This is a genomic window from Stappia sp. ABD4_338, from assembly GCF_056312175.1.
The window spans coordinates 1,667,987-1,680,814 of the sequence record NZ_CM149982.1 but is presented as its reverse complement, the minus strand read 5'-3'; the positions used below and the strand labels follow the sequence as shown (position 1 = coordinate 1,680,814).

Annotated in this window: 11 protein-coding genes; 1 reads left to right on the top strand and 10 read right to left on the bottom strand. The window is 63.9% G+C overall.

The genetic code is table 11. The features are described from left to right. Positions 1–32 precede the first annotated feature (32 nt). A complete protein-coding gene (locus ACYX4S_RS07775) occupies positions 33–2,372 on the top strand; it encodes a 4Fe-4S binding protein (protein WP_476362488.1) in 2,340 nt (779 codons plus the stop codon). A 42-nt stretch (positions 2,373–2,414) separates the two neighbouring features. On the opposite strand, the gene ACYX4S_RS07770 is transcribed toward ACYX4S_RS07775, so the two are convergent. From ACYX4S_RS07770 to ACYX4S_RS07725, 10 genes are all read right to left on the bottom strand, one after another. Continuing rightward, positions 2,415–3,638 carry a multidrug effflux MFS transporter gene (locus tag ACYX4S_RS07770; protein WP_476362487.1) on the bottom strand — a complete coding sequence of 408 codons (1,224 nt, stop codon included), beginning with the start codon at positions 3,636–3,638 and terminating at the stop codon, positions 2,415–2,417. A gap of 78 nt (positions 3,639–3,716) precedes the next feature. After that, on the bottom strand, positions 3,717–4,643 hold the full coding sequence (locus ACYX4S_RS07765; RefSeq protein WP_476362486.1) for a DMT family transporter: 927 nt from the start codon (positions 4,641–4,643) through the stop codon (positions 3,717–3,719). Positions 4,644–4,665: 22 nt separating this feature from the next. Further along, on the bottom strand, positions 4,666–5,682 hold the full coding sequence (locus ACYX4S_RS07760) for a DUF6352 family protein (protein WP_476362485.1): 1,017 nt from the start codon (positions 5,680–5,682) through the stop codon (positions 4,666–4,668). After that, on the bottom strand, positions 5,682–6,170 hold the full coding sequence (locus ACYX4S_RS07755; RefSeq protein WP_476362484.1) for a DUF6505 family protein: 489 nt from the start codon (positions 6,168–6,170) through the stop codon (positions 5,682–5,684). Before ACYX4S_RS07755 ends, ACYX4S_RS07760 begins: the two co-directional genes overlap by 1 nt. Before the next feature lie 96 nt (positions 6,171–6,266). Then, positions 6,267–7,007: a biotin/lipoate--protein ligase family protein gene (locus ACYX4S_RS07750; RefSeq protein ID WP_476362483.1), complete on the bottom strand. Its 741-nt coding sequence runs from the start codon at positions 7,005–7,007 to the stop codon at positions 6,267–6,269. Positions 7,008–7,181: 174 nt separating this feature from the next. After that, positions 7,182–7,346, bottom strand: a complete 165-nt coding sequence (locus ACYX4S_RS07745) for a hypothetical protein (protein WP_293721510.1) — start codon at positions 7,344–7,346, stop codon at positions 7,182–7,184. A 121-nt stretch (positions 7,347–7,467) separates the two neighbouring features. Then, a complete protein-coding gene (locus tag ACYX4S_RS07740) occupies positions 7,468–8,655 on the bottom strand; it encodes a formate dehydrogenase subunit gamma (RefSeq protein ID WP_476362482.1) in 1,188 nt (395 codons plus the stop codon). Between the two features lie 44 nt (positions 8,656–8,699). Next, entirely contained in the window at positions 8,700–8,861 is a 162-nt protein-coding gene (locus ACYX4S_RS07735) for a hypothetical protein (RefSeq protein WP_476362481.1), read from the bottom strand. A 208-nt stretch (positions 8,862–9,069) separates the two neighbouring features. Beyond that, entirely contained in the window at positions 9,070–9,669 is a 600-nt protein-coding gene (gene fdh3B, locus ACYX4S_RS07730; protein WP_293721506.1) for a formate dehydrogenase FDH3 subunit beta, read from the bottom strand. Positions 9,670–9,752: 83 nt separating this feature from the next. Continuing rightward, positions 9,753–12,734, bottom strand: a complete 2,982-nt coding sequence (locus ACYX4S_RS07725) for a formate dehydrogenase subunit alpha (protein ID WP_476362480.1) — start codon at positions 12,732–12,734, stop codon at positions 9,753–9,755. Positions 12,735–12,828: the final 94 nt, after the last annotated feature.

The window sequence follows — 12,828 nt, the reverse complement described above, 5'->3', positions numbered from 1 at the left end:
GACAGCTTGAAGGCCGCTCTTTCCGGTCACGATTGCCCGCCGCCCCGCACAACCGAAGGAGACGCACAAGAACGACACAGGATACACTTTCCTGTCCCGTGGAGCCGGAAATATACCGTCGCCGATTTTGCGGCGGAACGCCTGATTTTACAATAACTCCCTACGGGAAGGATGATTGGCTTCTGACTTCCGGCTATTGTTCCGCAATCCGCTGTGCACGATTGTCGCCGGGACCACTCAACGGCAATGCGACCAATCAGGCCATCGGAACCAGACAACAATGGCGCAACGGGGCCGGAGCGCTCCGGTACCGAACGCCGTGGAGGATACCCATGCCGTCGACCCCATCCCGGGTGCTCCTGTGCAACTGCGAAAAGACGATGTCGCTCGACCCGGCGAAAATGCCGGGGATCGATCCCTCGACACCCGTGCATACCCAACTCTGCCGCGCGCAACTCGAGAGTTTCGAAAAGGCCGTCGAGACCGGGGAGCCTCTTCTTGTCGCCTGCACGCAGGAAGCGCCCCTCTTTGGCGACGTCGCGGAGGAAAAAGGCGGCGAGGCACCGGTTTCCTTCGTGAACATCCGCGAACGCGCAGGCTGGACATCGCGAGGCTCCGACCCTTCTGCCAAGATCGCGGCTCTCCTGGCGGAGGCGCGGGTGACGCCCGCACCGGCTTCCCTTCATACGATCGAGTCAGGTGGGGTCTGCCTTGTTTACGGAGCTGGCCAGGCCGCACTTGATGCCGCTCTCGCCCTCGAAGGCAGGTTGTCCGTCACCCTTCTCCTGACCGACGCGACAGACGTACTGCTGCCTCCGGTTCTCGACGTTCCCGTTCACACCGGCAGGGTCCGAAACGTTGAAGGTTCGCTCGGCGACTTCACCGTCACTGTCGACAAGTATGCCGACATGCTTCCATCATCGCGGGGCGCGCCGCAATTTGCGATGGCGCGCGACGGCGCGCGCGCGAGTTGCGATCTTGTACTGGATATGACCGGCGGAACGCCCCTGGTTAGCGCGCCCGGTCACCGTGACGGCTATCTCCGGGCGGACCCGCGCGACCCTGCCGCAGTTGCCCGTGCGCTCTTCGGACTGTCCGACATGGTAGGCACGTTCGAAAAACCGCTCTACGTCCACTATGACGCGGATATCTGCGCACATGGGCGGTCGGGAAAGACCGGCTGCCGGGCGTGTCTCGATGCCTGCCCGGCCGGCGCGATCACCAGCGCCGGCTCCACGATCGCCATCGACCCGGGCCTGTGCGGCGGCTGCGGCAGCTGTTCCGCCAACTGCCCGACAGGTGCCGTCAGCTACCAGTATCCCCAACGCGACGCGATGATCGAGCGCATTCAGGTTCTGCTCGGCACCTATGAAAGCGCAGGCGGCAAGGCTCCCGTATTGCTTGTTCACGGGGAACGTCACGGCGATCAGGTCATTAACGCCCTCGCGCGTTTTGGTGAGGGATTGCCCGAAAACGCCCTGCCTCTTGCAATGCATGCCCCGACCGCACTCGGGCACGATGCGCTGCTGGCCGCCGTACTGGCGGGAGCACGTCGGATCGTCTGTCTGAGCGACCCGGCACTTGTACCGGAACTTGCCCCCCTTGAACGCGAGATCGCACTCGCGGAGGCGCTTCTCGCCGGCATGGGATACGAGACGGACGGGCTTTTCGAAATCCTTCCGACAAGTGACCCCGATGCGCTGGCGAACGCCCTTTCGCCCGCCAAGGGCAAACTGCCCGCTCGCTCCGTGCGACCCGCACCGCTTGGCGGCAAGCGCGAGGTCGCACGCACGATGATCTCGGGCCTGCTTTCCGGCGTGCCGGAACACGAACCGATCATCGCCCTTCCGGCAAGCGCCCCCTATGGCCGCATAGCCATTGACGGCGAAGCCTGTACGCTTTGCCTGGCCTGCGTTTCGTCCTGCCCGGCGTCCGCCCTTTCCGACAACCCTGACCGGCCGCAGGTAACGCTGACCGAGGCATCCTGCGTTCAATGCGGACTGTGCGCCACCACTTGCCCGGAAAGCGCGATTGCCCTGGAGGCCCGCTACGACACGACACCCGCGGCATTGCGGCCTCATGTCCTCAACGAGGAAGACCCAGCAACCTGTGTTTCGTGTGGCAAGCCATTCGGAACGAAATCGTCGATCGCGCGTATTCGCGAGAAACTGTCCGGTCACCACTGGATGTTCCAGAGCCCGGAGCAAGTCGCCCTGATCGAAATGTGCGACGACTGCCGCATCTCCGCGCAGTGGAACATGAAGAACACGCCGCTTCGCTCCGGAACGCGGCCCCGCCTCGTTACGACGGACGACTACCTGGCGGCGGAAGCGAACGGGCTGACCGCCGACGATTTCCTGAACGAGGATTGAGGCCCGCCAGCGGTCATACCGAAACCCGAACGGACAGGCGGCTCACGCCGCCTGATCCTCCAGGATTCGCGCCGCAATTCCGGCAATCACGGTCACGACGCACGATGACGCCATGACGAGAACCATGGGCCAGATCGTGCCAGGCCAAAGGACTCCGGAAAGAAGCCAGCCGCAAAGAGCCGAAGCAACGGCCCCGGCCCCGATCTGAAGCGATCCGGAGAAGCCGGAAGCAGCCCCGGCCAGATCCGGCCGCACACTCACCGCGCCGGCGATCGCATTGGGCAACGTCATGCCATTGCCGATACCGACAAGGAACATGGGCAGGAACAGCGAAAGCGGGTGGATGTAGCCGAGACCGAAGCTTGCCGCGATCGCACCGACCGCAATCACGACGGTCACATTGCCCGCATTGATCATGCGGCCCAGACCGACACGGGCCGAGAAGCGGCCCGACAGCCAGTTCCCGACGATGTATCCGCCCGCCACCATCATGAAATAGAAGCCGTATTCGGACGGCGTCATGTCCAGAAGCTTCACGGAGACGAAAGGGGCTCCCCCGAGAAACGTGAAGAACACGCCCGAGGTAAAGGCCGCCGTGGTGGCATAGGCAAGGAAAAGCGGTGAGCGAAGCAGCACAGCGTAGGTGCGCGCCAAGCCGCTCAGCCCGCCTTCGCGAACGCGGGCGTGATTTGTCTCATGAAGTTCGAAATACGCCCAGGCAAACACCGCAAGCCCGGCAACCAGCATCAGCCAGGAGTTGGTTCGCCATCCGAATTGCTCGTGCAGCAGACCGCCGATGGCCGGTCCTATCATGGGGGCGACCGCAAGCCCCATCGTGACATAGCCGATCATGCTCGCCGCCTGCGAGCGGTCATAAAGATCCCGAACGATCGCACGGCCCAGCACGATGCCCGCGCATCCTCCCACGGCCTGCAACACCCGCCCCGCGATCATGACCGAGATCGTGTCCGCAAGCGCGCACACAAGGCTGCCGGCAACGAAGATGCCAAGTCCCCAGACGAGCACCGGCCGCCGGCCATGCCGGTCGGACAAGGGACCGATGGCAATCTGTGCCACGGCGACGGCAGCCAGATAGAGCGAGAGGATAAGCTGGACCACACCCGCGCTCGTGTCGAACACGCCCGCCAGCGAGGGCATGGACGGCAAATAGATGTTCAGCGCAAGGGGATTGACGGCGGAGACGGCAACGAGCAGGGCGATCGTGGGACGCCGCGCCGCGACATCCGTCGGAAGGCTTTGGGTCATGCGCTTTCCTAGGGTGCTTTCAACGTTCTTGGCAAGAGAGAAGCCGCGCAACCGCGCAACCATGCGATGCGTTCGACCTCACCGCAGCGGCGTGGCCTTTGCGGCCGGTCCCGGCTTGCGCAGCAACTTGCGTTCACGCATCAGGCTGTAAAGGCCGGTCACGACAAGAATTGCGATGCCGATGAGAGTCTGACCGTCGGGGACGTCACCCCACACAAGATAGCCGATCAGAATGGCCCACAAGATGATCGAATACCGGAACGGTGCCACCAGCGAGATATCACCGGTGCGCATCGCGCTGATGATGGACACGAAACCGACGAGAATGAAGCAGGCCGCCGCTGCCAGCGCCGCCATGTCGCCAGCCCTCGGCGTCACCCAGGTCTCAACGCTGGAAAGCCCGGCGCCGGCGGCCGCGACACCGGACAGCGAGGCAAGCGTGATGATGTAGGTGGGGATGTTCCGTGGCGTGCGGCTCGTCAGCAGGTCGCGCGAGACAACACAGACCACGGCCGCAAGAGCCCACAACGACCAGGCGTCGAACCCGGCCATGCCCGGCCGGACAATCAGGAGAACTCCGCCGAAGCCGACGGCGATGGCGCTCCATCGGCGCCACCCGACCGGCGCTCCCAGAAACAGGGCCGCACCGGCCGTGATCGCAAGAGGCTGCACCTGCATGATCGCCGTCGCGTTGGCGAGCGGCATGTTGAAAAGCGCCTTGAGGTAAAACAGGGCGCCGAGAACCTCCGCCAGGACGCGCAGACCGATCAGCGGATTGAACACAAGGCCGAGCTTGCGGATCGAACCGTCCAGAAAGCACAGGACAAGTAACAGCGAGATCGCCATCAGGCCGCGCAGAAACATGATCTGTCCCAGTGGCAGATGGTCGGCCGTCAGCTTCGTCAGACTGTCGTTGAAGATGAAACCGGCCATGGCAGCCAGCATGAAGAGAATGGCCCGGCCATTCTCGCCGGAACTCACACCCGAAGTCGGGCTGGATGACATGAAACGGTCTTTCGGTAGCCGCTCAGTTGCGGCGCCGCAGTGGCAGGTTGGTCAGCAGGTTCTGCGGTTTCATCCGCAGCTTGCCGTCGCTCCCCATGGCCAGACCGAGCCAGACCGGCTTTCCCCGCATGGTTTCGACAACATCGCCCCGCTCCTCGAAATCGAGCCGGAACAGGGCAATGATCCGGGAAAGTGCGCCCTCGTCAAGCATCTTGCCTTCATACAGGGCGTTGAGAAGGCGAGTTGCCTCCGCATCCAGTCCAATGTGCCAGGACCAGCGTTCATCACGGATTGACTGCTGCGGTTGCACCCGCACGCGCAAACCGTGGAAGTGAGCGACCCAGGTCTCCAGAACGCGCGCGAAGGCATCAAGCGCCGGTTCGGTGAATCGGAAGTCGATGGCGGTATCGAACCGGTCCGACCTCTCCCAGTAGAGGTCGCGATTGTCCTCTCCCAGAACATCCAGCGAAAGCCCGCGCATGGGCGTGCCGCTCTCGGCCAGAAGCGCCCCGAGCCCTCCGAAGCCGCCGGTCTTCGTCCAGTTCTCGACAATTTCCGCATCCGCGAGCATGAGTTGCCCATCGCCCGTGGTAACGACCTGTTCCCGGAAGAAAAGTTCGCCAGCGCGTGCCCGCATCGGGTCGGCGATCCTGCGCAACATGTTGTGCACGATGAGATGGACCAACTGATCCAGGAAAACGGGCGGGATGCTCAGTGGCGTCGGCGAGGAGAACAGCGCGGCGTAGGCGGACTCCACCGTTCCATGCCGCACGAGGTGATCGCGAAACGCCAGAAGGAGCCGGTAGTTTTCGGCCGCGTCCCTGTCCTGGATTGCAGCGATCTCCGCTTCATCGACCTCCGCGAAGGGCTCCGCCATCAGACGCTCGAATAGCGCATGCTCGGCAAGACAGCTTTCCTCGACGGGATGGATTTCCGGGCGTGTGTAATAGGCGCGCAGGAAATCCGGCGTGACGGTCAGCCAGCCGTTGCGATCACGCTCGAGCAAGTGAATGCCTGATGATTTCCAGAAATTCGGCATCACTCGTCCTCGCTCACATCCCACACTCGCGCATGATCTCCGGAACTGTCATGTGCCACGAGATGAAAGCGCTCACGGATGGTTCCGTCCTCGTCCATCTCGCGTTCGATCGCCAGCAGGGCATTGACCTCGAGACCCGAGGCGATCTCGCAGGCATCGGCGATCTCTGCCTCGGCCACCTCTCGCGCCGCATCCACGGACGGCGCGCCATGCTCGGCGGCGAAATGTTCCGCCAGACGCTCGACAAGCGCCGCCCGGTCGTCGTCGCCGATTTCGGCCGGTGTCGCCAGTGTGGTCCAGCCGAAGTTTCCAAGAGACAGAAAGCCGGAGACGAATGCCTGACGCTCCTTGCCGGAGAGCCCCTCGTCGGTGAAGGCACGAAAGGCGAATGTGCCCGGAATGACCCAGTCATCGGGCTCGGCCGCAAGCGGGAACACCCGTGTGTCCGACAGGTCGAGGCGGATCGCCTTCAGCATTCGGGTGGTCATGATCGTGCTCCGGGATGAGTGTTGATGAGGCAGGAAACCTACTTTCGTGCCGTTCAAGGCCTCGTCGGGCGAAAAGGCGGGCGCCCAGGTGTGGCCCTACAGGGTTTCCATCTCGGCCAGCGCCGCATCGAGCATCACGACGCGGGTGCCATCGATGGGCCCCTCCTCTTTCAACAGCAAGTTGCCCTGCCCGTCGAGACCGAGAAAGACACCCTCCACCATTCCGTGGCTGACCTCCACGGCGATCCGTTCGCCATAGCCTTCCGCCCGATAGAGCCAGGCGTCGCGCACCGGAGAGAAACCGTCATGTTCCCAGGTCTGGATCCAGCTCAGGAGGTGGCGGCAGACGGCCTCGAGAATGCGCCCACGGTCCAGTTCGCCCGCCTGTTCTCCGGCAAGGCTCGTCACCCCGGGAATCTCTCCCGGCTCCACCGTCGTTTCCGTCTCGGCGATCTGTATTTCCACCCCGATCACAAGCCAGAATGGGGCGCCATCCTCGTCAAGCGCCTCACTCCAGCAGATGCGGACACGGCCAAACTCACCGCCGTTGGCAAGCAGGCGCGCGGGCCAGCGGTGCGTGAGAGCTAGCTCCGGACGAACGCAGGCCCCAAGTGCCTCGACCACCGCGACCATGGTGAGGAACAGCATTTCCGGGCATCGCGCGGGTGGAACGGTAGGCTCCAGAACGATCGCGGCGGCGAGCCTGTCTTGCGCCCGCGACCACACCACATCACCGGCACGGAACTCCCCCTTCCCTGCACCGGCCGTCGCGTGGGCGAAGGGATCGCATTCCGGATCCACCGGATGACTGGCGAGGATCGGCGGTAGAACGGGCATGACACCCGGATCCGCGTCAGGACCGGCAGCGTGCGACAAGAGTTGGCCTCGGTGTTTCAACCATTGCAAGCATTGTGTTGACCAAACGGCATTCGATCAATCGGCCGCCACGGGGGGAGCGGCGGCAGAAGCTCATGGACTTGCTTCGGAGCGGGAACAGGCGCCTCGCATGTCTCACTCGCCCGGGCGCTTGCCGTCACCGGGCGAAAGACGAACAGCTCCAGGATTGTCGCTCGAGTAGATCGTGGCGGAGGAATAATCCAGGCCGTAGGACAGGAAGAGACCGGCCCCCACACCGATTACCGCCACGGCGATCACGGCACATGCAAAAGCCTTCATCGCGTAGGTGTCCTCTCAAGGAAGGGCGCGGACCGGTCGCGTGGTGCCGCCGCCCGTTTCAGGAAGGCAACGGGCACGATGCGCCCGGCCGAACTTTTCAAACGACGCAGGTTCCCATCGCCTATTCGGCGGGCTGTGCCGAGGGCCCCTGCCCTCCCGACCGGGTCTCGCGGGCCTGCACTTCTTCAACCCAGAGCGAATGGTGTTCCTTGGCCCAGTTCAGGTCGACTTCACCGGAGCCCATCGCATCGAACGCCCCCTCCATGCCGAGCGAGCCGATGTAGATGTGGGCAATGATCACGCAGACCAGAAACACACCCATGATCGAGTGCCAGAGTGTCGCGAGCTGCTGCTCCTGCAGCACCGTGAGCGGCGTCGCCAGTTCCGTCCCCGCCACAGCATTCACCAGGGCGAACGTGTCGGAAAAGAAATGGGTGGTGTAGGGAAACAGCAAGGACCAGCCGGAGATGGAGATCGAGGCGCCACCAAGGATAGTCAGCCAGAAGATGACCTTCTGGCCGGCATTGAACTTCTTCGCCGGCGGATGAAGATGCTTGGAGAACAGCCCGCCGGCCTGCAGCACCCACTTGATGTCCGTGCGGTCGGGAATGTTGTGCCGCACCCACATCAGAAAGATCATCACAAGGCCTGCCATGAACGCAAAGGCCAGATAGTTGTGCAGGTGCTTGCCCCACCACGTCACCAGCGAGAACGCGTCCGGGCCGATCACCGGCAGCAGTACATACCGGCCGTACATGACATTCAGGCCCGTCAGTCCCAGGACAACGAAGGAGACGGCGGTGAGCCAATGTCCGAACCGCTCGATCGCCTCGAAGCGGGTAATGGTCTCATCCGAGCGGCCGTGCTCGATCCGGATGCGTCCACGCAACGCGAAAAAGAGGCAAAGCATGACGACCATGCCGAGCAGCGCCCAACTGCCGTAAAGCGCGATCGGGCCGTTCTTCAGAGCGCGCCAGAGTTCCCCCTCCGACTGCACCAGCGTCGCGGACTTCTCGTCGGGAATGGAGACCTTGCCGGCGGCACCGCTGCGCACGGCACGCCAGAGGTCGGAATCCGAAGTCGTCCCGAGCGTGTTTCCAGGGACATGTCCCTGCACCGGGTTCTCGCTCGGAATTTCCTGCGCGACACCCTGCTGGGCCAGCGCGGGCCCGCTCGCAGCCAACAGGCCGCCAAGAACCGCACCGAGGCAAAGGGCGAGCACAACCGGGCGGCAACACCTCACGCCGGACTCGGCGAAACGGCGTACCGCCTGCAACAGGCCATGCCCCGGGATCGAAAGTCCGGACATTCTCTTGCTCCTCTCCGGGCATGCACCCGGGCTTGCCGTTCAGGTCAGAACTGCTGGCGCAGACCGCGGTGGCGCAGTTCGCGGCGTTCCTCATCCGTCAGCGGTCGATCCGCCTTGCCTTGGTAGACGCCTTTCTCAAGATGCAACGGTCGGTTCTGCTCGTCCTCCCGACATCCCGGCACCAGCGCCAGGACGATCGCCGACATGGCCAAGGCACCCCATCCTGCACGTGCGGATCTCACATCAATGCTCCTGCTTCATGTCGCCCGGCGCCCGCCGGGGAACCCCGCCTGCCTGCACCACAGGGATGCCCGGTGCCCCGGACATCCCTGTCTTGCGGCCATGCTGGCCTGCATCCGGTCAGAAAAGGCCCGTCCGTCCCTGGGCTCTTCCCTTGAGCGCGGGCTGTCACCTTCAGATATTGCCGGCCTTCTGCTCATAGGCAGTGCCCCAGCCCCAGGCACCCGAGCCGAACCCGCGGGCAACGATGCGCTCGCGATAGATCGACGACACGACGTCGCCGTCACCGGCAAGAAGGGCCTTGGTCGAGCACATCTCGGCACAGAGCGGCAGCTTGCCCTCCGCGAGACGGTTGCGGCCGTACTTGGCGTATTCGGCCGAAGAGTTGTCGGCCTCCGGGCCACCAGCGCAGAAGGTGCACTTGTCCATCTTGCCGCGTGAACCGAAGTTGCCGGCCTGCGGATACTGCGGCGCGCCAAAGGGGCACGCGTAGAAACAGTAACCGCAGCCGATGCAAAGGTCCTTGGAGTGAAGGACCACGCCCTCCTCGGTCTGGTAGAAGCAATCCACCGGGCAGACGGCCATGCAGGGCGCGTCGGAACAGTGCATGCAGGCAACCGAAATGGATCGCTCGCCCGGCTTGCCGTCATTGATGGTGACAACCCGGCGGCGATTGATGCCCCACGGCACCTCATGCTCGTTCTTGCAGGCGGTGACGCATGCGTTGCACTCGATGCAGCGCTCGGCGTCACAGAGGAATTTCATCCGTGCCATGATCTCTCCTCGTCATTTTCCTGAGGCTCGGGCCCGCGGCGAAGGCAGCTTCGCCGGCCGCGGGCGGCCATATGTGTCAAGCCTCAGCCGATGCGCTCGATGCGGCAAAGCGTGGCCTTGGTTTCCTGCATCTGGGTGACGCTGTCGTAGCCGTAGGTCTGGGCGGTGTTCGTCGCCTCGCCGAGCACGTATGGATCGGCGCCCTTCGGGTACTTGCTGCGCTGGTCCTCGCCCTGCCAGTGACCGCCGAAGTGGAACGGCATGAAGGCAACGCCGGTGCCGACACGTTCGGTCACCATCGCCATCACCTTGACCTTGCCGCCCTCGGGACCGTGCACCCAGACCATCTCGCCATCGCGGACGCCCAGATCGTTGGCATCCCGGGTGTTGACCTCGATGAACATGTCCTGCTGCAGCTCCGCCAACCACGGGTTGGAGCGGGTTTCGTCGCCGCCACCTTCGTATTCCACCAGGCGTCCCGAGGTGAGAATGATCGGGAAGTCCTTGGAATAGTCCGTTTTCTGGATCGACTCGTAGCGGGTCGGGACACGCCAGAAGGTCTTGTCCTCGTAGGTCGCATACTTGTCGAGCAGGTCACGGCGTACCGTGTACAGAGGCTCGCGGTGCAGCGGCACCGGATCGGGGAAGGTCCACACGACCACACGGGCCTTGGCGTTGCCGTAGGGGGCGCAACCGTGTGCGATCGCAACGCGCTGGATACCGCCGGACAGGTCGGTCTTCCAGTTCACGCCGCCAACCTTCTCGTCGTAGTCGGACGGCATGTCGCCTGTCTGGGAGGTCTCGCCGACCTCTTCGGAAGACGGACGAGCATCACGCATTCCCGCGACCCATTCGATCGTCTGGCGCTCGTAGGGCGTGAGGTCCTTGTCCCAGCCAAGCTTGATCAGCATGGCCATGGTGAACTCGGGATACCCGTCCTCGATCTCCGACCCCACGGGCCAGGAGCCCTCGGCGAGCAGGTTGTCCCCATTGCGCTCGACGCCGAAGCGGGCCCGGAAGCCCATGCCGCCTTCGGCGACGGGAAGTGAGGTATCGTAGAGAACGGCCGAGCCGGGATGGTTCATCTCCGCGGTTCCCCAACACGGCCACGGCATGCCGTAGAAGTCGCCGTCGGCCGGGCCGCCGCGCGCGCGCAGCGTGGTGCGGTCGAACGTGTGCTGGTTCTCCATGTGGAGCTTGAGGCGTTCCGGCGACTGCCCGGTGTAGCCGATAGTCCACATGCCCCGGTTGAACTCGCGGGTCAGGTCCTCGATGAGCGGCTCTTCGCCATTGACCTCGATGTTCTTGAAGAGGTCTTCCGCGAAGCCGAACTTTTTCGCCAGAAGATAGGCGATGACATGGTCGGGCTTCGACTCGAACAGGGGCTCCACGACCTTCTCGCGCCACTGGATCGACCGGTTGGACGCCGTCACCGACCCGTAGGTCTCGAACTGGGTCGTCGCCGGCAGGAGATACACGCCGTCCTTGCGGTCATGCATGATCGCCGACATCGTCGGGAACGGGTCCATGATGACGAGAAGATCAAGCTTCTCCATCGCCCGCTTCATATCCGGCAAACGGGTCTGCGAGTTCGGGGCATGGCCCCAGAAGACCATCGCGCGGGTGTTGTCCGGCTGGACGAGGTTTTCCTTGTCCTCCAGCACGCCGTCGATCCAGCGCGACACCGGGATGCCGGTCTCGAACATCATCTCGCGATCCGAGCCGTCCGGCTTCTTCATGGTCGCGAAACGGCCGGCAAGGTTGTCGAAGGAAACGTCCCAAACGCGCGCCCAATGCCCCCAGGACCCCTTGGACAGGCCATAGTAGCCAGGCAGCGTGTCGGCGAGGACACCAAGGTCCGTCGCGCCCTGCACATTGTCATGACCACGGAAGATGTTGGTGCCGCCACCGGCCTTGCCCATGTTGCCGAGCGCGAGCTGCAGCGCACAGTAGGCACGGGTGTTGTTGTTGCCGTTGGTGTGCTGTGTGCCGCCCATGCACCAGATCAGCGTGCCCGGACGGTTGTTGGCCAGCGTGCGCGCGACGCGCTTGAGCTGCGAGCCCGGAACGCCGGTGACACGCTCGACCTCGTCGGGCGCCCAGTTGGCGACCTCGGTCTTGATCTCGTCCATGCCCCAGACACGCTGGCGGATGAACTCCTTGTCCTCCCAGCCATTCTCGAAGATATGCCAGAGGATGCCCCAGACGAGCGCGACGTCGGAGCCCGGGCGGAACCGGACATACTCGCTCGCGTGCGCCGCGGTGCGCGTGAAGCGCGGATCACAGACGATCAGCGGCGCATTGTTCTCTTCCTTCGCCTTGAGGACGTGCAGAAGGGAAACCGGATGCGCCTCGGCGGGGTTGCCGCCGATGATCAGGATCGCCTTGGAATTATGGATGTCGTTGTAGGAGTTCGTCATCGCGCCGTAGCCCCAGGTGTTGGCAACACCCGCGACCGTGGTCGAGTGACAGATACGCGCCTGGTGGTCGACGTTGTTCGTCCCCCAGAAGGCAGCGAACTTGCGGACAAGATAGGCCTGCTCGTTGGAATGCTTGGCGGAGCCGAGCCAGTAGACGCTGTCGGGTCCGCTTTCGTCGCGGATCTTCATCATCTGGTCGCCGATCTCGTTGATCGCCTGCTCCCAGGACACCCGCTCCCACTTGCCGTTCACGAGCTTGGTCGGATACTTGAGCCGCCGCTCGCCATGAGCGTGCTCACGCACGGACGCGCCCTTCGCACAATGAGACCCAAGGTTGAACGGGCTGTCGAACCCCGGCTCCTGCCCGGTCCAAACACCGTCCTGCACCTCGGCCAGCACCGTGCAGCCGACCGAGCAATGCGTGCAGACGGTCTTCTTGATCTCTGCCGTCGCAGCCGTCGGACCGGCGGCTTTCGCCTTGCGAACCATTCCGCCCGTCAGGGTGCCGGCTGCGGCGAGACCGCCGGCGGCAAGACCCGAGCGACGCAGGAACGCGCGACGGTCCATCGCGCTAGCGCCCATCGCCTCGATGGCGGAGGCAAGCCGCGTTCGGCTGGCGACGGAACTCGTCTTCTTCCTCAGCATCCCGTTTCTCCCTCGATCCGCCGGCGGCCAGGGCCTTACCCGCACCGACGTCCTGTTTGAATTGTCTGGGCCACCGCGCCGGACCAGCCGGCGC